Source organism: Actinoplanes sp. NPDC000266 (assembly GCF_042899005.1).
Taxonomy (GTDB): domain Bacteria; phylum Actinomycetota; class Actinomycetes; order Mycobacteriales; family Micromonosporaceae; genus Actinoplanes.
In genome coordinates, this window is record NZ_JBIAZI010000008.1 from 459484 (window position 1) to 480999 (window position 21516).

Genomic DNA, 21516 nt, shown 5'->3' on the forward strand with positions numbered 1-21516 from the left:
TACGCCCAGCAACGAAACATTCGCCCCTCGCGGCGGGCCGCCGCAGGCTCAGCGCATGACTGTCGCCGACCGACCGGCCACCTATCGCGAGGTGTTCGCCGAGCCGTCCTTCCGCGCCCTGTTCATCGCGCGGACGCTCGCCATCGGCGCCACCTCGCTGCAGATCTTCGCCCTTTCCGTGCTGGTCTACGCGGGCACCGGCTCGCCCCTGCTGAGCGCCCTGGCCTTCGCCGCCGGCTTCCTGCCCCAGTTCGCCGGCGGTCTCCTGCTCGGCTCGCTCACCGACCGGCTGCCCGCCCGCCGCCTGATCACCGTCGGCTACGCGGTCGAGGCCGCGCTGGCCGCCCTGCTGGGGCTGGCCCACCTGCCGGTGGCCGCGAGTCTGCTGCTGGTGGCCGTGCTGGCCACCGGCACCCCGGTCTTCGCCGGCGCCGCCGCCCGCGTGATCGCCGAACGGCTGACCGGCGACGCCTACGTGCTGGGCCGCTCCGTCTCGAACATGTCCTCCTCGGCCGCCCAGCTGCTCGGCCTGGCCGCCGGCGGCGTGGCGGTCGCCGCCATGGGGCCGCGCTCGGCCCTGCTGGTCGCCGCCGTCTGCTTCGTCGTCGCCGCCGCGGCCGCCCGCCTCGGCCTTCCGCGCGACACCGCCGCCGCGCCGGCGAAGGGCGGCGCGGTCCGCGACAGCTGGGTGGGTGCGAGGTCGATGCTTTCCGACCGTACGATCCGCCGGTTGCTCCTGGTCCAGTGGCTGCCCTCGGCCCTGATCGCCGGCGCCGAGGCCCTGCTGGTCTCCTACGGGGGCAAGCGCGGCTTCCCGGCCGGGGCCGGGGCGATCCTCATGGCCGCGCCGGCCGTCGGCATGCTGCTGGGCAACTTCGTGGTGGGCCGCTTCCTGCGCCCGAGCCTGCGGGAGCGTCTCGCCGGGGCCTTCGTGGTCGTGCTGGGCGCCCCGCTGATCGTCCTGCTGATCGCCCCGCCGCTCCCGGTCGTGGTCGCCCTGCTGGTCCTGGCCGGCACCGGATACGCCTACGGGCTGGGCGTGCAACGGGCTTTCCTGGAGGCCGCCCCGGCCGACCGCCGGGGCCAGCTCTTCGCCCTGTTCTCCACCGGCCTGATGGCCCTGCAGGGTGTCGGCCCCCTGCTGCTGGGCGTCGTGGCCGAGGCGACCACGCCGACCCTGGCCATCGCCGTGGCCGGCGCGGCCACCGTCCTGATCGCCCCGGCGTTGCGCCCCCGCTCTTGATCGGCATTCGTATCGTTCCCTTGTGCGGACAAGGGTGACAGCGGCCGTCGCCGCGGCCGGGTTTCTGGCCGTGGCCCTCGGAATCCGGCTGCTGGCGGCGGGCGGCGGAGTGCTGGACAGCTCGGGCGCCCTCGCGCAGTACTCGGGAACCGCCCTCTACGCGAGCATGGTCTACGCGGGAGTGTTCCTGCTGTGGCCCACGGCGAGACCGGCCGGCGCCGGCCTCGCGGCCATCGGTTTCTGCTGGGCCGTCGAGCTCTTCCAGCTCACCGGCGTGCCGGCCGCCCTGTCCGCGCGCAGCACACTGGCCCGTCTGGCTCTGGGCGTCGCCTTCGACCCCACGGACCTGGTCTGGTACGTCATCGGCGTCGTTCCGCTCGTGGTCGCGCACCGCATGGTCGAGAGCCGGTCGCGCGCCCGGCCAGCGCCACGAGCGCGAGCCCGGCCTGCGCGACCGGCACGATCAGCGCGGCCGGAGTGAGCCCGGCGGCCGCCGCGTGCATCGCCGTCATCACCACGGCCAGCACGATCAGATCGCGCCAGGCGCCCCTATCGCCCGGCCTGCGCCACAGGTGGACGCCGCAGCGCACGCAGACCAGCGACAGCACCAGTAATCCGGCGGTGATGACCGGCGCGTGACGCGCGTGTTCCCCGGCCAGCGCCAGATGCCACAGCACTCCCAGCATCCCGGCCGCCGCCGCGACGCGACCGGCCGCCCGCACCACGGCGGTCACGTCGGCATCGTCCGTCACGGGCGGAAGTGTGCCACACCACGCGGCGTCGTCGTGAAAGCTATTTTGAGCGCTTGCTCGAAGACGAGGGGGTCTGTGTAACCTGGCCCGATTCGGGAATGCGGGCCCGATCGGCAGCCGTGCCGCTACGCGAGGAGAGAAGTTCGTTGCCCAAGATCGTCGACCACGACCAGCGCCGCAGTGAGATCGTCGAGGCGTTCCTGTCGGTGGTCGCCCGCAAGGGCCTGCCCGCCGCGACCAGCCGGGCCATCGCGGCCGAGCTCGGCGTGGGCACCGGCGCCCTCTGGCACTACTTCGACGGCTTCGACGCCGTCACCGCCGCCGCCTACAAGAGGGTCTCCGAGCGGACGAACGAGCGGATAGCCGCCGCCTCCGTCGGCCTGCGGGGGCTGGCCGCCGTGGACGCGATGATGCGCGAGATACTGCCCCTGGAGAAGGAGACGCTGGACGAGGCCCAGGTGGTCGTCGGTTTCTGGGGCCGGCTCGCGGCCAACGAGACTCTCTCGGCGGCCGAGGACGACGTGAGCGAGCTGTGGGGCGGCCGCCTCGGCGACCATCTGCGCGAGGCCGTCGACGACGGCGACCTGACCGCCGCCACCCCGGTCGACGGCCTCGTCGACCTCCTGCTGTCCATCTCGGTGGGTCAGCAGGTCCACGCCGTCATGGCCACCCCGCTGGTCGATCCGGCCCGCCAGCTGGCCCTGGTCGAGCAATGCCTGTCACCGTGGCGCCGCACCCCTGATCAGGACGCCGTCACCAAGTAGGCCGCCGCCTCCACCCACACGCCGCCGGGACGTTCCCGCGCCCGGAACGCCTCGATGATCGCCTCCTCGGCGCCGGGACGGCCGGCGGCCAGCTCGGAGATCTGCGTGCTGTCCATGAAGTACGCCGCCACGTCGCGCGCGTCGTCGCCCAGCCGCGCCGGTTCCCGCAGCTCCCGCACGCGCACCTCGCTGTATCCGGCCGACGTCAGGAGCCGCTCGATCCACGCGGCGTCGGCGAACGGGTCACCGCCCGCAGCGGCGCCGAGCAGGCGCAACGGAATCGCGAAGACCTCGTTGACGAGCGCCTCCTGCCAGCACAGGAACGCCAGCCGCCCGCCGGTCGACCGCAGGTTGCGGAACGCCGCCGCCGGATCGTCGAAGAACATCACGCCGAAGCTGCTGACGACCAGATCGAACGGCCCGAGCGGCTCGACCTGGGCGTCCCCGCGGACGAACCGCACGTTCGGCCGGCCGGCGCGGCGAGCCTCGGCGAGCAACGGCTCGGAGACGTCGATGCCCACGACGGAGCCCGCCGTCTCCGCCAGCACCGCGGTCGTGTCCCCGCAACCGCAGCCGACGTCGAGCACCCGTTCGCCCGGCCGCACCGCCGCCGCGCGATAGAGATGAGGCAACAGCCGCGCCCGTACGACCGCGTGCCGCTCCCGCGAGTCCAGCCACCGCCGGGCGGACTCGCCGTTCCACCGTTCGATCTGCCGTTCGTTGGGGATGGCCACGCAGATATCGTGCGCCCGCGACGGTCAGGACACCACGACCCGGTTGCGGCCGGTGTCCTTGGCCCGGTAGAGAGCGTGGTCGGCCCGGGCCAGGAGCTGGTCGAGCGACTCGCCGGCGCCGTGCTGGGTGAGCCCGACGCTGATCGTCACCGGCAGCGGCCCGGCGGCGGTGGGCACCGGCGTGTCGGCCACGGCGCGGCGCATGCGCTCGGCGAGTCCCGGCGCGTCGGCGTGGTCGGGCAGGACCACGGCGAACTCCTCGCCGCCATATCGCCCGAGCACGTCCGAGACCCGGATGCTCTCGCGGACGCGCGCGGCCACGGTGCGGATCACCTCGTCGCCGACGCCATGCCCGTACGTGTCGTTGACGCTCTTGAACTTGTCGATGTCGATCATCGCGGCGGCCAGCGGGCCACCGGACCGGGAGGCCGCGTCGACGAGCGTGCCGGCCAGCGCGTGGAAGTGCCGCCGGTTGTGCTGCCCGGTCAGCTCGTCGGTCGTCGCAAGCTCTTGCACGCGGCTGAACAGCCAGGCGTTGTCATACGCGGTCATCCCCTGCGTGGCCAGCGCCGACGCCAGCTGGACGGCGGAGTCGTCGAAGGTCGCGCCGCCCAGCACCACCACCCCGACCCGGCCGGTCCGGCATTCCAACGGCACCTCCAGTTCCCCCGGGGACGATGCGGAGCTCTCCCACGAGGCGTCGCCGGCCACGTCGATGACCTCGCCGGCGACCATCAAGCGGGACGCGGTGGCGCCGGTCTGGGTGTGCAGCGTGGCGAAGAGCTGACGCAGCAGCTGTGCCGGGTCGTGGACGCCGCTCAGCTCGGCCAGCGACGCCCGCAGGGTCTCGGCGAAGGCCTGCTGCCGCCGGGCCGTCTGGACCGCCAGGTGCAGCTGGGCCGAGCGGGCCGTCTCCAGCGACACCGCCAGGTGGCTGCTGACCGCGGTCAGCACCTCGATGTCGTCCGACGTGAACACGCCCCGGGCCATCCGGCTATCCATGTAGATGACGCCCAGCGTGGTCCCCTTGAACCGGACCGGCACCACCAGGACGCTGCGCAGTCCATGCTGGACGGCACTCTGCGATCCCAGCGCCGCCCCCTCCTCGGTGCCCGTCAGCACCAGGGCCTCCCCGTCCGCCGCGACCCGGCGGACCAGCGAGGAGGCGTACGGCGACGAGACCGTCCCCGCGTACGGCACCGGCTCCCCGCGCTCGTCGAGCAGGAAGAACAGCGCGCGCTCGGCGCCGAGGATGCGCAGCAGCTCGTCGAGGGTGACACGGGCCAGCTCGACCGGGTCGAGGATGTTGGCCGCCGCGGCCGCGACCTGTTGGAGCACCTCGAGGCGGCGCCCGCCGGCCCGGTGGTCGACCACCGTGACCCGGGCCGTGCCGCCCCGCTCCACGCCGAACTCGGCCCGGGCCTGCCGGCGCCGCTGCTCCCAGCCGTACTGGGTGGCCAGGCTGAGCGCGAGCCGGGCCTGCCTCTCGGCCTCGTTCGTCTGCCCGAGGGCACGGAACGCCCGCGCCCGGAAGCGGGCGACCTCGAAATGGACGAGCGGCGCGTCGGCTGTACGAGCGACCCGCTCGGCTTTGTCGCTCCACTCGATGGCCCGAAGGTGGTCGCCCTCGAAGAACGCCAGCGCCGACTCGCCGATGAGATAGCCCGACTCCAGGATCGGCGAGAACTTGCGGACCCGCCGCAGGTCGGCCACCGCGGCCCGGGCCGCCTCCAGGCGCGCCGGGCCCGGGTCGAGGCGCAGCTGGGCCATCCGCCCGTGCGACTGGAAGGCGTAGATGAGCTTGTGCTGGGTCATCAGGTCGCGGTCGCGCAGGCCGAGCGACCGGAACTCGTCGATGATGGCGTCGAAGGCCGGCCCGAACTCGCCCTCCTCGACCGCCGCGCAGGCGGCCGCGACCAGGATGTTGGCCCGCTGCACGGGCGCGTACGAGGTGACCGAGCGCAGATCCGCCAGCGCCGTCGCCGCCTCGCCGGGCCGGCCCTCCATGGCCGGGACCATGACACCGAGCATGCTGAACGACGTGCCGCGGGCGGTCGCCGGATCGGCCAGCACGGCCAGCCCGCGCTCGTACTCGGCGCGCGCCTCCCGCACGTAGCCCCGCAGCATGAGCCGCAGGCCGAGGGTGGCGTGCCCCGGCAGGAGCTGCGCCGGGCCGTACCACCGCCGGTTGGCCGCGATGGTCGCCATCCAGGCGCTGCCGTCGTCGCGGGCGCCGAACAGCAGCCCGCATCCGCGCAGCCATTCCACATAGGCCAGCAGCGCCGGGTCGTTGAGCGAGCGCGCCATCGCGGCCGCCCGCTCCAGGCAGCGGTTGGCCGTTCCGGACAGCCGCAGCACATAGGCGACGTAGCCCAGCAGCGCGTAGACGCGCACGTATTCGGCGCCGGCGCCGAGCCGGTTCACCGCGTACAGAGCCCGCATGGCGAGGATTCCCGCCTCGCGCAGCCGGAGGCCGATCGCCGCCGCGAAGCCACCCGCGTCCAGCGTCGCGGCCAGAAGGGAGAGATCCTCGCGCCGTCGTCCTCTCGCGCTTCCGAAACCCCATCTTGTACGCCGGACGAGCCCGCCGGCGGCGGCGACGGCAAGCGCCGGGGCCACCCGCGGCAGCGGCCGCCCCAGCTCGGCCAGCGCCCGCCCGGCGGCGTCGAGCGCCTTGTCGTCGGCCCACACCGTGTGGTGCAGCTCGACCTCGGTGATGAGCAGCCGGACCCGGGCGTTCCGGTCGGTCTCGGCGGCCAGCGCCCGGTCGATGGTCGCACCGGCGTCGGCGAACCGTCCCGCCCGTAGATAGGCCACGGCCAGGGGATGCAACACCTTCGGGTCGCCGTCGGCCGCGTACTCGAGATAGGCGATCGCGTCGCCGGCCGCGTGGTCGTCCAGCGCCCGCAGCCCGGCCGCGAGCGCGCAGGCCCGCCGCTTCTCGACCGGCACGAGGTCGCCCGCGGCCCGGCGGTGCCGCGCGACGGCGTACACATGGTCGCTGTCCCTCAGATGTTCCGGCAGTTCCTCCAGTTTCTCGGCGAGAGCGGCGTGCAGGTGCGCCCGGGGACGGTCGTCCAGCAGCTCGTCGCGCAGCAGGGGATGCATGAAGCTGTACCAGCCGCCGGTCTCCACCTGGAGGATGCGCCGCTCGACGGCGGCCGCGACCGCCGCCACCACCCGGTCGGCGTCGCCCGGCAGCGCCTCCGTGCGGAAGCGGGGCCCGGCCAGCGCCGCCGCCTCCAGCACCTCGTGGTCGGCGCCGGGCAGGCCGTCGAGCCGGGCCGCCAGCAGGGCCCGCACGTCGTCGGCGGCCGGCAGCACGGCCGCGCCGGCCTCGTCCAGGCGCCAGACGCCCCACAGCGGGCTCAGCAGGCCGGCGTCGATCAGCTGCCAGAGATAGGCGACGACGGCCAGCGGCGATCCGCCGGTACGGTCGGCCACGTGCCGGTTCAGCTCCGGGGTGACCGCCGCGCCGGGCAGCCGGGAGGCGACCAGCGCGTCGACCGCCTCCGGGGCCAGCGGCGAGCAGGTGAGCACGAGATCGGCCCCGGTGAACTGACGGTCGAGCTCGGTCATCACCACCAGCAGCGGCAGGGCGGCCAGTTCGGGGGTGAGCCGGGCGACCACCTCGCGGGTGCCCGGGTCGAGCCACTGGGCGTCGTCGAGCACCAGCATCAGGCCGCCGCAGCGGCGGGACAGGTCGGCCAGGAAGGCCACCACGGCCGCGATGCCGGCCTCCTCGCCCCCGCCGGCGCCGCCGATCAGCTCGGCCAGCCGGGGCGAGAGCCGGGACAGCAGCGCCGCTCCGGAGGCGTTGGCGGCCGCGCGGACGTGCTCCTCGGCCGTGGCCCGGTCCGGCGCGGGCAGCCGCCGCAGCGCCTGGAGATAGCCGTCGACGGCCGTGCGCAGGGCGGCCAGCGGCGTCGCCGCGTCCCGCTGCCCCGCGCCCCGCAGCACCGGGAAGCCGGTCGCCGCGCCGGCGGCCTCGTCGGCCAGGCGGCTGCGGCCCGATCCGGCGGCGCCGCGGATCAGGGCCACGCCACCGCGCCCGTCGCGCGCCCGCTGCCAGCGGGTGGTCAGCGCCTGCCGTTCGGCGTCGCGCCCGCACAGCGGCCAGCGCGCGGACGCGGGCTTCCCGGCCGCCTCGCCGCCGGGACAGGCGCGCAGGTCGGCCAGGAGCGCGGACGCGTCCGGATAGCGGTCGTCGGGATCCTTGGCCAGCAGCCGCGACACCACAGCGGCGAGCTGCGCCGGGACGCCGTCGGTGGCGGCGAGGTCGGGCACCGGAGCCACCAGGTGCATGCGCAGCAGGTCACCCACGTCGCCGGCCTCGAACGGCAGGCGGCCGGTGAGGCATTCGAAGAGCACGACGCCCAGCGAGTACAGGTCGGAGCGGCCGTCCACCGGCCGCTTGAGCATGCCGGACTGCTCCGGCGAGGCGTACAGGAAGGTGCCGACCGCGACGTCGTCCGGCTCGTCCTCGGTGCCCAGCTGGGCCAGGCCGAAATCGATCAGCCGGGCCGGGCTGCCGGGCACCATGATGATGTTGCCGGGCTTGACGTCACGGTGCACCAGGCCGACCCGGTGGGCGGCGGCCAGGCCGCGGGCGAGCTGGGCGGCGATCTCCACCGCGCGCTCGGGCGGCATCGGGCCGGTGGCGATCAGGTCGGCCAGCGGGCCGCCGGGCAGATATTCCAGGACCAGCGCCGGTACGCCGTCGAGCAGCCCCACGCCGTGCACACGGGTCACCGACGGGTCGTCGATGCAGGCCAGCAGCGCCGCCTCGCGCCGGAAACCGGCGATCATGTCGGGCGCCGTCCTGGCGGGGCGCTTCACGGCGTACTCGCGGCCGTCGCGCACCGCCCGGTGGACCGTGGTGAAGGCGCCGCGCCCGAGCTCGTCGCGGATCTCGATACCGAGGAGGTCCACGGCGCTGTTCGTCACTAAGTTCTCATCGGCCCCGGTCGGCGCGACTTGATGAAAACGACGCGCTCAGGCGATCTCGTTCCGTGCCGAAGGGACGATCGTGACATTCGTTCGCCGGATGCGGTTGCGAAGCAGGCTCGCCGCGTGTTTCACCGTGGTGCTGGTGCTGCTGGGTGTGGTCGTCGGTATCGGTGTGGTCGCGCTCCACCGCCAGTCCGAGTCGGCCGAGAGGATGCGCGAGCTGCAGGGCCTCATGCACCAGGTCGACGAGCAGAAGTTCTACAACGGCGACATCTCGGGCTGGCAGATCGCGTACGCCTGGGACGTCTACCGGCTCGGCTACGCCACCGCCGTCAAGTCGACGACCGACAACCGGGCGGGCTTCCTGGCCGACAAGGAGAAGATCGAAGCGCTGCTGGCCGCCATGCCGACCGGGCTGATGACCAGCGGCGAGAAGGCGATCTACGACCAGGTCACCGAGCAGTGGACCGCCTACTGGGAGGCGGACGACAAGGTCATCGCCGCGTTCACCAAGAACGACGTGGCCGGCGGCAACGACGTCATCCTCGGTCCCGGCTACGAGATCTACTTCAAGATCGTCGAACTCACCGACAGTCTCGTCGCCTCGGTGACCGCGCGGGCCGAGAAGACGGCCACCGACGCGCAGAACTCGGCGGCCGACGCCCGTACGGCAATGATCGTCGGTTTCGTCCTGGCCGCGATCGCGGCCGTGCTGCTGGTCCTGATGGTCACCCGGAGCGTCACCGGCCCGCTCGGGCGGGTCGTGGGCGCGCTGCACGCGCTGGCCAAGGGCGATCTCTCCGTCCGCGTCGCCGACCCCTCCACCGACGAGGCGGGCGACATGGCCCGCGCGGCCGACGCCGCCGCCGAGGGCCTGCGCGAGACCGTCACCGCCATCAGCGGCGACGCGCGCGAGCTGGCGGCCGCGGCCGACACGCTCTACCGGGTGAGCAACCAGATCGACGGATCCGTGCGCAGCGCCTACGAGCAGGCCGACATGGTCGCCGGCACGGCCGGCGGGGTCAGCGGCAACGTGCAGACGGTCGCCGCCGGCGCCGAGCAGATGGGCGCCTCGATCTCGGAGATCTCCCGCAACGCGGCCGACGCGGCCGGCGTGGCCTCCTCGGCGGTGAGCGCGGCCCGCGACACCAGCGCCACCATCAACCGCCTGGGCGACTCGTCGGCCGAGATCGGCAGCGTCATCGGCACCATCCAGGCCATCGCCGCCCAGACCAACCTGCTGGCCCTGAACGCGACCATCGAGGCGGCCCGGGCCGGCGAGCTCGGCAAGGGTTTCGCCGTGGTCGCCTCGGAGGTCAAGGACCTGGCCCAGGAGACCGCCCGCGCCACCGAGGAGATCTCCCAGCGGATCACCGCGATCCAGGCCGACACCGGCGAGGCGGTGGCCGCCATCGACGGCATCAGCCAGATCATCCAGCAGATCAGCGACTACCAGACCACGATCGCCTCGGCCGTGGAGGAGCAGAGCGCCACCACGGCCGAGATGAACCGCGGGGTGAGCGAGGCCGCGGACGGCGCCAACGAGATCGCCCGCGGCATCTCCGGCGTCGCGCAGAGCACGGCGACCTCCCGCGACGCGGTGGCCGAGGCGACCTCGGCCGCCGGGGCGGTGAACACCCTGGCCGAGCGGCTCCGGTCGGCGGTCGACCGGTTCAGGGTGTGACGATCTCGACGTAGCCGTCGGTGCCGTGCACCCGGATCCGCTGACCGTCCTCGATCAGCCGGGTGGCGTTCTCGACACCGACCACGGCCGGCAGCCCGTACTCCCGGGCGATCACCGCACCGTGCGTCATCTGCCCGCCGACCTCGGTGACCAGCCCGGCGATCTGCACGAAGGCCGGCGTCCAGCTGGGGTCGGTGTACGCGGTGACGAGGATGTCGCCGGGTTCGAAGTCCGCGCCGGCCATGTCGGCCACGACCCGTGCCCGGCCCTCGACCGTGCCGGCCGAGACGGGCAGCCCGGCCAGCGCGCCCGGCGGCAGCCCGTCGGTCCGGTAGGAGCCGGTGACGGCCTCGCCCTCCGAGGTGAGCACGCGCGGCGCGGCGAGCGACCGGTAGGACGCGAACGCCCGGCGGCGCTCCTCGATGAGGTCGTGATCGGCCCGCTGCGCCCGTACGACCTCGGAAAGCTCCTCGAGACTCAGGAAGTAGATGTCGTCCGGGCGCTCGATCACGCCCGCCGCGACGAGGCGCGCGGCCTCGGCGAGCAACGCCCGCTTGTAGACGAAGTAGCGGCTGACCAGGTGGTACTTCGGATATTCGCGATAGCCGGCGAAGGTACGGAGCTGGTCGATCATCCGCTTGGCCTCTTCGTGGTCACCAGGGCGGCTCAGCACCTCCCGCTCTTTGTCGCGAGCCTTGCGCAGCCCTTCCTCGACGCGCCGCTCATGCTCGCCGGGCGCCGCGTTGCGCACGTTGCTGAGGATCATCGGCACGATCGCGCCCGGATTCTCACTCCAACGCGGCCGGGTGATGTCAATTTCACCGACACACCGCATGCCGTACGTCTCCAGATAGCCCCGGATCGCGTCGCGGACCGCCGCCGGGAGCCCGTCGAGGTCGTCCGGGGACTCCTCCAGAAGAGCCACGGCCTCCGGGTGAAGCCGGACGACGTCGGCCACGTCCAGCAGCGCCAGCCCCATCTCCGAGGTGACGTTGTTCGGCGCGGCGAGCGTGAGCGTGTCGGCCACGCCCTTCTCGAAATGCTCGTCGAGCCACCAGGTGGCCTCCATCCCGGCCATGATGGCCGGCATGTTGCGCGGGTCGAACAGGATCTGCCGCATCCCCTTCACATCGGCGATGACGAAGTCGAGAAGCTCCGGCCCCGTCCTGTCCCGGATCGCCTCCTTGAGCGCGGCCAGCGACGCCTCCCGCTGCGCGATCAGCTCGGCCACGATGGCGGGGTCGGCCTCGATCGGCTGCGGCGGGGTGTTGGTGACGTGCGGGCTCTCATCGGGCGGGGCCGTGACGAATCCGCGCTCGAAGACGGTCCGCAAGGCGCCGCCCATGAGCGGATCCGAGCGTTCGAAGGCCTGCACGAGCGCGGGCCCGAGCCGCGCGGTGGCGTCGACGAACAGCCGCCCACCGGCGTCGACCATGTTCCCGGGCGAGGTCAGCTTCCACACGGACAGCCCGAGCGGCCGCATCGCCTCGGTCATCATCTGCTGGTGCCCCACGGAGACGTACACCCGGTTGTCGTCGTCCTCGGCCTGGGGAATGGGAAACAGCGTGGTGATGGGCCGGCTCTGCACGATCGCGAACCCGTCGCCGTCCAGGCACCATTCGATGTCCTGGGGCCGCCCGAAATGAGCCTCGATCCGCCGCCCCAGTTCGGCCAGCCGCACGATCTCATCATCGGTCAGAGCGGGCGCCTTCTGCCGCTCGGGTGAGATCTCCTCCTCGACGGTCCCACCCTCGGCCCGCGCCCGGATGGCAAGCCGCTTGGCCCCGATCGATGTGGCGACGACGGCCCCGTCACGCACCTTGTAGACATCGGCGTGCACGAGCCCCGAGACGAGAGCCTCCCCCAGCCCGAACCCGGCATCGATGGAGACGACCCGCCGATTCCCGTTGACCGGATCGGCGGTGAACATGATGCCGGCGGCCCGCGGCTGAACCATCCGCTGCACCACAACGGCCATCCGCAGGTCACTGTCATCGGCCCCGGCCCGAAGCCGATAGGCGACGGCCCGCTCGGTGAAAAGCGAGGCCCAGCACTCCCGCACCTTCCGGAGGATCTGGTCGACACCCACGACATTGAGGTACGTGTCGTGCTGCCCCGCGAAGGAGGCCCCCGCCGAGTCTTCCGAGACGGCACTGGACCGAACCGCATAGGCCACGCCCGCCTCGACCCGCGCCGAGATGGCGGCCACGAGAGCATCCGGCATGGCAGCCGTCTCCCCACCGGCCATCACCGAGTCGAAAGCTTCGGTGGTCACGCAGAACCCGTCAGGAACCCGCACGCCATCGATCCGCAGAAGTTCCCCGAGATGCGCGCCCTTACCGCCGGCGTCACCGATCCGCCCCCGATCAAGCCCCGCCAGATCCACGACAAAGCCGTCCACCGAAACCCGCCCTTTGACATCCACGGCACGCATTCTGCGGGACTCACGGGGTCTTGCGGCAAGCCCCCACATCCGCTATAGCTTAGAAGTGGGAGGGGTGCGCCTCTCCTTTTTCGCGCGCTCGGGCCCACTTCCGCGCCTCCGATTCACGGCCCTTCCGCCCGTCGTCGCGGTCACTTTCGCGCTTCGCCTTCACGGCCTCCTCATGCGCGCCGGTCTTTACGGGGTCCTCCGCGCCTCACTTCCCGCGAGCCCTTCGCGCTCATCCCCACGCGCTCCTTCGCGGCTCGCCCCCGACGCCCCCGCGGCTCGTCCCCATGACTCCCTTCGCGGCTCGCCCCCGACGCCCCTGCGGCTCTTGCCCCACGGCACCCTTCGCGGCTCGCCCCCCGACGCCCCTGCGGCTCTTGCCCCACTACACCCTTCGCGGCTCGCCTCCGATGCCCTTCGCATCTCGCCCCCACGTCCCTCGCGGCTCGCCTCCGACGTCCCTCGCGGCGCTCCCCTACGCCCCTCGCGGCTCGCCGCCGACGCTCTTCACGGCTCTTGCCCCACGACACTTTTCGCGGCTCGCCTTCGCACGCCTCCTCGCCGCGCCTCCGTTCTCCTCGCCGCGCCGAGCGGCCACGCCGCCCCACCCTCCGCGGAGGCTCTTCACGCTCGCGTCCGCGCTTGACGGAAACGGACGCTCCCATTCGCGTTCGCCGCACCGCATTCGCCGCTCCCGCGCCCTCTGCAGCCGCTCCGCCGCATCCGAGCCCGCCGCACCCGGCTCCGTCGCACCCGCCTCCGCGATACCTCGCCGCCGCACCCGCCTGCGCCACACCCCACCGCCGCACCGCCTGTGCCACACCCCAACGCCGCATCCGCCTGCGCCACACCCCAACGCCGCAGCCCGCACGCCCCACGCCGCACGCCGCCCTGCCTCCGCCGCCGCAGCCCCAGGCCGCACGCCGCCCTGCCTCCGCCGCCGCAGCCCGCACGCCCCACGCCGCACGCCGCCCTGCCTCCGCCGCCGCAACCCGCACGCCCCACGCCGCCCTGCCTCCGCCACACCCGCCCTGGCCGCACCCGCCCTGGCCGCACCCGCCCATGCCCCACCCGTGCCCGCCTCCGCCACGCCCCGCCTTCGCCACCCGCACCCCGCACCCGCACCCCCACCCGTCGCATTTACGGCAATTGCGTTCGTCCGCGCAGACGCGACACCCACGTCTTCGAGTTCGGCGTCTCGAACCGTGCTCCCTTGCCCGGCTGTGGCCCATCTCCCAATACCTATTTAACTGATAGGAATGATATGCTCTCCCGGTTCCCGACGTGAGTGAGGCAGTGAGGCCACGTGACGACCTTGACGGAGCGGGCGGCCGAGCTGCTCGTCGCCTCCCATGCCTTCGATCCGGCGACCCCGGGCTTCGTCGGCGCGTCGCTGGAACTGCCCGTCGCGGCGGCGCCGTCTCACCGGGTGCCGCTGCGGCACGGCTTCCTCGACGCCCGGTCGGCGCGGGTCGCCGTGGTCAGCGGTCCACCCTCACCGGGCCTGGCCGCCTGCCTCGCGCGCATGACCGACGACCTGGCCGCGACCTCCGCCGCCGGCTTCGCCTGGCCCACCGCCACCACGCCCTTAGCCCGGCAGTCACCCGGCGGGTCCGCCCGACTGCACGCCGGCGACGCCCACCTCCGCGGCGGCGAAATCCGCCCGCGATCCGGGGATGTCCAGAGGGCCGCCGACGAGGACCGCTCGCGCGCCGGCGGAGCTCAACCACGCGCCCATGAAGCCCGAGCCGGCCACTCCCCGACGCACGCCGGCGGCGGCGGGATCCGGGTCGCGCTCGAAGCGGGACTCGACGCCGGCGGCCCGCTCGGTCTCGAGCGGCGATGGGCCCTCGCTCACACCCTCGCCCCGGTTCTGGCCGCCGCCTTCGCCAACTCGCCCCTGCTCGGCGGGGAGCCCAGCGGGTGGCGCAGCGTGCGGCAGGCCCGCCACCGCGATCTGCCGGTTCTGCCCATCGAGGCCGACGCTCGCCGGGGCTGGGCCGGTTTCGTGCTCGACGCGCCCGGGCGGGACGGGCGCTCCTTCCGGCAGCGGGCTCGCTCGGGCGAACGGCCCCGACTGTCCGACCTGGCCGAGCACCTCGACTCGCTGCGGCCGCCCGTGGCCGCGCGCGGGCACCTCGAGATCGACGTCGCCGACCGGCAGCCCGGGAACGGGTGGCGGGTCGTCGTCGCCGTCACCAGTGTTCTGCTCGACGATTCCCGTGCCGCCGCGGCCGCTGAGCGGGCCACGGCCACCCTTGCCGTCGAGCCGGGGCTGTGGGAGCGCGCCGCCCGCGACGCGCTCACCGATCCCGTTCTCGCCGCTGTGGCGCGGGAGTGCTTCGTCGAGGCGTACGGCGCCCTGGCCCGTCATGGTGTTGACCGTGACCTTCGCGACGCCGTCGCCGATTTCACCGACCGTTATGTGATGCGCGGGCGTTGCCCGGCCGACGACGTGCTAAGCGCCCACGTAATCGGCTAGGTGCTGGCCCGTCAGCGTCGCCCGGGCCTTCACCAGTTCCTCCGGCGTGCCCTCGAAGACGATCCGGCCGCCGTCGTGGCCGGCGCCCGGGCCCAGATCGATGATCCAGTCGGCGTGGGCCATGACGGCCTGGTGGTGCTCGACCACGATCACCGACTTGCCCGCGTCGACCAGGCGGTCGAGCAGGCCCAGCAGCTGTTCCACGTCGGCCAGGTGCAGGCCCGTGGTCGGCTCGTCCAGGATGTAGACGTCGCCCTTCTCGCCCATGTGGGTGGCGAGCTTGAGCCTCTGCCGTTCGCCGCCCGACAGCGTGGTCAGCGGCTGGCCCACCTTGAGATAGCCGAGTCCCACGTCCACGAGCCGTTCGAGAATCTTGTGGGCGGCCGGGATGCGCGCGTCGCCCTCGGCGAAGAACCGCTCGGCCTCGCCGACCGACATCGCCAGCACCTCGCTGATGTCGCGGCCGCCGAGCTTGTAGTCGAGCACCGACGCCTCGAACCGCTTGCCCTCGCACACCTCGCACGGCGTGGCCACCGTGTCCATCACGCCCAGGTCGGTGTAGACGACGCCGTTGCCCTTGCAGTTCGGGCACGCGCCCTCGGAGTTCGCGCTGAACAGGGCCGGCTTGACGCCGTTCGCCTTGGCGAAGGCTTTGCGGATCGGTTCCAGCAGGCCGGTGTACGTCGCCGGGTTGCTCCGCCGCGAACCACGGATCGCGCCCTGGTCGATCGAGACGACGCCCTCCCGCGGTGACACCGAGCCGTGGATGAGCGAGCTCTTGCCCGAGCCGGCCACCCCGGTCACGACCACCAGCACGCCGAGCGGGATGTCGACGTCGACGTCCTGCAGGTTGTGCAGGCCGGCGCCGCGCACCGGCAGCGACTCCTTCGAGACCCGCACCGATTCCTTGAGCGACGACCGGTCGTCCAGGTGACGGCCGGTGAGCGTGCCCGACTTGCGCAGCCCGGCCACCGTGCCCTCGAAGACGATCTCGCCGCCCTCCGAGCCGGCGCGCGGGCCGAGGTCGACCACGTGGTCGGCGATCGCGATCGTCTCGGGCTTGTGCTCGACCACGAGCACCGTGTTGCCCTTGTCGCGCAGCTGAATCAGCAGCTCGTTCATGCGCTGGATGTCGTGCGGATGCAGGCCGATCGTGGGCTCGTCGAAGACGTACGTCACGTCGGTGAGGCTCGAACCCAGATGGCGGATCATCTTCGTACGCTGGGCCTCGCCGCCGGACAGCGTGCCCGAGGGCCGCTCGAGCGAGAGGTAGCCCAGGCCGATGCCGACGAACGAGTCGAGGGTGTGCCCGAGCTTGTCGAGCAGCGGGGCGACCGACGGCTCGTCGAGGCCGCGCACCCACTCGGCGAGGTCGCTGATCTGCATGGCGCAGGCGTCGGCGATGCTCACGCCGTTGATCTTCGAGGAGCGGGCGGCCTCGCTGAGCCTGGTGCCGCCGCACTCGGGGCAGGTGGTGAACGTGACGGCCCGCTCGACGAAGGCGCGGATGTGCGGCTGAAGCGCGTCGACGTCCTTGGAGAGGAAGGATTTCTGGATCGAGGGGATCAGTCCGGCGTACGTCAGATTGATGCCCTCGATCTTGACCTTGGTCGGCTCCTTGTGGAGCAGGTCGGCCAGTTCCCGCTTGGTGTATTTCTTGATCGGCTTGTCGGGGTCGAAGTAGCCGACGCCACGGAAGATGCGGCCGTACCAGCCCTCCATGGTGTAGCCGGGGATCGTGATCGCGCCCTCGTTGAGGGACTTCTCCTCGTCGTACAGCGCCGTCAGATCGATGTCGTTGACCGAGCCCCGCCCCTCGCAACGCGGGCACATGCCGCCCGTGATGCTGAAGGTGCGCCGTTCCTTGACCGTCTGGCCGCCCTTTTCGAACGTGACCGCGCCGCCGCCGGAGATCGAGGCGACATTGAAGGAAAAGGCCTGGGGCGATCCGACGTACGGCTTCCCGAGCCGGCTGAACAGGATGCGCAACATGGCGTTGGCGTCGGTGGCCGTGCCGACCGTGGAGCGGGGGTCGGCGCCCAGCCGCTCCTGGTCGACGATGATCGCGGTGGTCAGGCCGTCGAGCACATCGACGTCGGGACGCGCCTGCGACGGCATGAAACCCTGGATGAAGGAGCTGTACGTCTCGTTGATCAGCCGCCGCGACTCGGCGGCGATGGTGCCGAACACCAGCGAGCTCTTGCCGGAGCCGGAGACGCCGGTGAACACGGTGAGCCGCCGCTTGGGCAGCTCGGTGCTGACGTCCTTGAGGTTGTTGACGCGCGCTCCGGTCACGCGGATCAGGTCGTGGCTGTCGGCTTCGTGCCGCGCGGGGCTCATCGGATCTCCGTCTCCATGGGCGTCACGGTAGTGGCGGCCGGGGGCTCCGCGCTTCTTTGTTCCTGATCAGGTGCGCTCACCGGTGATGTATTCGGCGAGGCTGCTCCGCTCCGTCTCGAGCTCGTCGATCCGGAACTTCACGACGTCGCCGATGCTGACGACGCCGTGCAGCGCGCCGTCCTCGATCACCGGCACGTGCCGGAAGCGCCGCTCGGTCATCAACCGTTCGACGTCCTCCAGCAGGGCGGTTCGGGTGACCGAGCGTACCTGTGTGGTCGCGATCGTCGCCACCGGCTCGGCGAGCACCGCGGCGCCGCGCGCGGCGAGCGCCCGCACCACGTCGCGTTCACTGACGATGCCCTCGACGGCCCGGCCGTCCGGGGACACGATGGCGGCGCCGATCTTGTGTTCGGCGAGGACGGTGAGCAGCTCGGTCACGTCGGTTCCGGGGGCCACCGTCACCACGCGGTCGCCCTTGACTCGGAGAATGTCGCTGATACGCATCGTCGTCTCCCCTGGGATCACGTCGTCGTTGTCGCTGGGGCTTACGCCTAGATGCCGTTATCGGAGACGTGATGTCAAGAGTCCTGTTTGGTGAAGAGCCGCTCGGCCGCCTCGTCCCACGCCTTCACGAGATCGACTTTGCCGGGCCAGCGCAGCCACTGGATCTGCAGGCCGTCCATCATCGCCACCACCTGACGGGCCAGGGTCTCGTCGCCTCCGGCGAGCGCGGCAAAGGACTCGATGGCCATTCTTTCCCTCGTACGGAAATAGTCGTGCGCCGGGTGATCGGGAGCGAGCGACTCGGCATCGAGGACCGCGAACAGTCGGACGATTTCGGGTTGGTGGGCGTTACGCCGTACGAGAGCGGCGCAGAGATCTCGCAGCGTCTCGCCACCCAGTTCTGACATATCCGATCTATCGCGCTCTTCCAGGACGGCGATCAGCAAGCCTTCCTTGGAGCCGACATGGTGCAGCAGGCCGGGCACGGTCAGGCCGCAGCCGTCGGCCACGTCCTGCATCGACAGGCCCCAGAAGCCGTACTCGGCGATCAGCCGGCTGGTGACCTCGACGATCTGCTTGCGGCGCTCGGCGGCGGGCAGGCGTGCCCGGTCGCGCCGATAAGGCTGGCTCATGTCTCCCCCTTGCTCCCTCTTGCTACCCAAAGATCATACGGTTACCTTGTACCTAGTAGGTACTCAGTAAGCCTCGCCATCACGCCGTTCTTGCGAGACTTGACCCGAAATCGGCCACCCGAAGGGGATCCCCGTGGAACTCATCGACCAGGCCGCTCTCACGAGCGGCAGCGCCTTCTGGACCTCGACGGCGGCCGGTGGGGTCCCGCAGATCACGCTCACCGACGGCCCGCACGGCGTGCGCATGCAGAGCTCCGAGGAAGACATGCTCACCGGCCGCCCGGCCACCGCCTTCCCGCCGGCGGTCACCTCCGGCTCGACCTGGGATCCTTCGCTGCTGCGCCGGATGGGCGAGGCGCTGGGCGACGAGTGCCGGGCCATGGGCGTGCAGGTGCTGCTCGGCCCCGGCATCAACATCAAGCGCACTCCCCTGGGCGGCCGCAACTTCGAATACTTCTCCGAGGACCCGCTGGTCAGCGGCGTGATGGCCACCGAGTGGGTGCGGGGCCTGCAGAGCCGCGGCGTCGGCGCGTCGCTGAAGCACTTCGCGGTGAACAGCCAGGAGACCGACCGCATGACGATCAGCGCCGACGTCGACGAGCGGACGCTGCGCGAGATCTACCTGCGCGCCTTCCACCGGGTGGTCACGCGGTCCCAGCCGTGGACGGTCATGTGTTCCTACAACCGCGTCAACGGCGTGCACGCCTCGCAGAACCGCTGGCTGCTCACCGACGTGCTGCGCGGCGAGTGGGGCTTCGAGGGCCTGGTCGTCTCCGATTGGGGCGCCGTGGTCGACCGGGTGGCCGCCGTGCACGCGGGCCTCGACCTGACCATGCCGGGCCCCGACGAGGCCGGCGACGCCGCGCTGGTCGCCGCGGTCAAGGACGGTTCCCTGGCCGCGGGCGACCTTCAGACGTCGGCCGACCGGGTGGCCGCGCTGGTCGCGAAATCGAAGCGGGACACCACTGGGCCGTACGACGCCGACGCCCACCACGCCCTGGCCCGCGAGATCGCCGCGCGGGGCATCGTGCTGCTGAAGAACGACGGCGACGTGCTGCCGCTGCGCGCCGAGGGCCAGTCCATCGCGGTGCTGGGCGAGTACGCCCGCACCCCGCGTTTCCAGGGCGGCGGCAGCTCCCAGATCACCCCGACCCGTCTCGACGACGCCCTCACCGAGATCACCGCCTCGTCCTCGGCCACCGTCACGTTCGCCCCCGGCTACGGCCCCGACGAGAACGCCGTCGACGAGTCCCTGCTCGATGAGGCCGCCGCGGCGGCCGCCGGCGCCGACGTGGCGCTGGTCTTCGTCGGCTCGAAGCAGGAGACCGAGGGTTCCGACCGCGACGGCATCGACCTGCCGGCCCCGCACCGCGCGCTGGTGGAGAGGGTGGCCGCCGCCAACCCGCGCACGGTCGTGATCCTGTCGAACGGCGCGGTGGTCCGCACCGCCCCGTGGGACGCCGAGGTCCCCGCCATCGTCGAGGCGTGGCTGCTGGGCCAGGCCGGTGGCAGCGCCATCGCCGACATCCTGTTCGGCCGCGTCAACCCGTCGGGCCGCCTGACCGAGACGATCCCCCTGAAGCTGGCCGACCACCCGTCCTACCTGGACTTCCCGGGCGAGGCGGGCCACGTCCGCTACGGCGAGGGCCTGCACGTCGGTTACCGCGGTTTCGACGCCCGCGAGCAGGAGGTGGCCTACCCGTTCGGTTTCGGACTGTCGTACACCACTTTCGAGTACGGCATGCCCGCAGCCACCGTCACCCCCACCGGCGTCGAGCTCACCATCGACGTCACGAACACGGGCCACCGCGACGGCCGCGAGGTGGTACAGGCCTACATGGAGGTCACCCACTCCCGGGTGCGGCGCGCCCCTCGCGAGCTGAAGGCCTTCGCCAACGTACCGATCGCCGCCGGCGCCACCGAGACAGTAACTTTGCAGATCCCCCGGGAAGACCTGGCCTACTGGGACGAGCGTCTGTCCCGCTGGGTGGTGGAGGGCGGCGAATACCACTTCGCCGTGGGCGCTTCCTCCCGCGACCTGCGCGGCGCCGTGCTGGCCACCATCGACGCTGATCCCGGCTCCCGCTGGCCCCTGACCGCCGACTCCACCATCGCCGAGTGGTTCGCCGACCCCCAGGGCGCCGAGTTGCTCCGCAAGGCTTTCGCCGACGCGGCCGGCACCGGCACCGGCATCGCCGCCCAGGCTTCCGACCCGGCCATGCTGCAGCTGCTGGGTGGCCTGCCCCTGAACCGCCTGGGCATGTTCCCCGGCAGCCCGTTCACCGAGGACGCCATCAAGGCCCTGGCCGCCGCCGCGAACGACTGATCCTTCGTGGCCTCGCCCGTGCCGTCCACCGGCGGGGCCACGACTAAGATGTGCCCCAGCCGGTGCGGCCGGCCGAGTCCACGCGGAAGGGCATGACCATGAAGGTCCCGGCGGAGATCGCTGCCAGCAAGCAGGTCAGCCTGATCACGTTCCGCAAGGACGGCACGCCCGTGGCCACACCGGTGTGGCAGGTCTCCGAGGGCGAGACCCTGACGACGGTCTCCCTGGCCGACGCCTGGAAGGTCAAGCGCATCCGCAACAACCCGCGCGTGGAGGTCACCGCCTGCGACATCCGGGGGAAAGTCGCCCCCGGTGCCCGGACCGTCCAGGGCACGGCCGTCCTCCTGCCCCCGTCCGAAACAGAGCGGGCCCGCCGCCTCCTGGCCCGCCGCTACATCACGGCCCGCATCGGCGCCTGGTTCACCCGCCTGTTCCGCATCAAGCGGCCACCGGCCGTCGCGATCGTCGTCACCTTCTGACCGCCCCCGGCCCGCGTGGGCGGCCGGTGCAGGTTCATCTCTATGCCCTCGCACCTTGGCCAGTTCGCGGCCGGTCGGGGAGATCGCGCCGCGGGCGTCGCACAATCTGCTCGGGGCTCCACTTGAGGGACCGGCCCCGCACCGACGGCGATGCAGTGGCGTTGGTCGGCGCCGCACCGGCGTCTCGGCCGCTCG

General features: G+C 72.3%; 13 protein-coding genes. 7 read left to right on the forward strand and 6 right to left on the reverse strand.

Going from position 1 to position 21516, the window contains the following annotated elements; genetic code table 11:
• Positions 1–55 precede the first annotated feature (55 nt).
• The 3 genes from ACFY36_RS32490 (at position 56) to ACFY36_RS32500 (ending at position 2759) form a co-directional block, all read left to right on the forward strand.
• Positions 56–1243, forward strand: coding sequence for an MFS transporter (locus ACFY36_RS32490; protein WP_499749731.1), 1188 nt, complete (start codon positions 56–58; stop codon positions 1241–1243).
• A 22-nt stretch (positions 1244–1265) separates the two neighbouring features.
• On the forward strand, positions 1266–1724 hold the full coding sequence (locus ACFY36_RS32495) for a ribosomal maturation YjgA family protein (RefSeq protein ID WP_499749732.1): 459 nt from the start codon (positions 1266–1268) through the stop codon (positions 1722–1724).
• Between the two features lie 417 nt (positions 1725–2141).
• Positions 2142–2759 (forward strand): TetR/AcrR family transcriptional regulator, encoded by a 618-nt coding sequence (locus tag ACFY36_RS32500; RefSeq protein WP_499749733.1) that lies wholly within the window; start codon positions 2142–2144, stop codon positions 2757–2759.
• Here ACFY36_RS32500 and ACFY36_RS32505 read toward each other — a convergent pair.
• On the reverse strand, positions 2738–3493 hold the full coding sequence (locus tag ACFY36_RS32505; protein ID WP_499749734.1) for a class I SAM-dependent methyltransferase: 756 nt from the start codon (positions 3491–3493) through the stop codon (positions 2738–2740). The two genes, ACFY36_RS32500 and ACFY36_RS32505, sit on opposite strands and share 22 nt — an antisense overlap.
• Positions 3494–3517: 24 nt before the next feature.
• Entirely contained in the window at positions 3518–8425 is a 4908-nt protein-coding gene (locus ACFY36_RS32510; protein ID WP_499749735.1) for a diguanylate cyclase, read from the reverse strand.
• Positions 8426–8522: 97 nt separating this feature from the next.
• On the opposite strand from ACFY36_RS32510, the gene ACFY36_RS32515 reads away from it, so the two are divergent.
• Positions 8523–10127, forward strand: coding sequence for a methyl-accepting chemotaxis protein (locus tag ACFY36_RS32515; protein WP_499749736.1), 1605 nt, complete (start codon positions 8523–8525; stop codon positions 10125–10127).
• Here the strand turns inward: ACFY36_RS32515 and rph are convergent.
• On the reverse strand, positions 10117–12600 hold the full coding sequence (gene rph / locus ACFY36_RS32520; RefSeq protein ID WP_499749737.1) for a rifamycin-inactivating phosphotransferase: 2484 nt from the start codon (positions 12598–12600) through the stop codon (positions 10117–10119). The two genes, ACFY36_RS32515 and rph, sit on opposite strands and share 11 nt — an antisense overlap.
• Positions 12601–13864: 1264 nt before the next feature.
• On the opposite strand from rph, the gene ACFY36_RS32525 reads away from it, so the two are divergent.
• Complete coding sequence (locus tag ACFY36_RS32525; RefSeq protein ID WP_499749738.1) at positions 13865–15040, forward strand: glutamate-cysteine ligase family protein; 1176 nt, start codon at positions 13865–13867, stop codon at positions 15038–15040.
• Here ACFY36_RS32525 and ACFY36_RS32530 read toward each other — a convergent pair.
• The 3 genes from ACFY36_RS32530 to ACFY36_RS32540 form a co-directional block, all read right to left on the reverse strand.
• Complete coding sequence (locus ACFY36_RS32530; RefSeq protein WP_499749739.1) at positions 15017–17380, reverse strand: ATP-binding cassette domain-containing protein; 2364 nt, start codon at positions 17378–17380, stop codon at positions 15017–15019. The two genes, ACFY36_RS32525 and ACFY36_RS32530, sit on opposite strands and share 24 nt — an antisense overlap.
• Positions 17381–17446: 66 nt before the next feature.
• Positions 17447–17884 carry a CBS domain-containing protein gene (locus ACFY36_RS32535; protein ID WP_499749740.1) on the reverse strand — a complete coding sequence of 146 codons (438 nt, stop codon included), beginning with the start codon at positions 17882–17884 and terminating at the stop codon, positions 17447–17449.
• Between the two features lie 74 nt (positions 17885–17958).
• Positions 17959–18516, reverse strand: coding sequence for a TetR/AcrR family transcriptional regulator (locus ACFY36_RS32540; RefSeq protein ID WP_499749741.1), 558 nt, complete (start codon positions 18514–18516; stop codon positions 17959–17961).
• A 133-nt stretch (positions 18517–18649) separates the two neighbouring features.
• Here ACFY36_RS32540 and ACFY36_RS32545 point away from each other — a divergent pair, with 133 nt between their 5' ends.
• Positions 18650–20842, forward strand: coding sequence for a glycoside hydrolase family 3 C-terminal domain-containing protein (locus ACFY36_RS32545; RefSeq protein WP_499749742.1), 2193 nt, complete (start codon positions 18650–18652; stop codon positions 20840–20842).
• A gap of 92 nt (positions 20843–20934) precedes the next feature.
• Positions 20935–21321, forward strand: coding sequence for a PPOX class F420-dependent oxidoreductase (locus tag ACFY36_RS32550; RefSeq protein ID WP_499749743.1), 387 nt, complete (start codon positions 20935–20937; stop codon positions 21319–21321).
• The last annotated feature ends 195 nt before the right edge of the window (positions 21322–21516 follow it).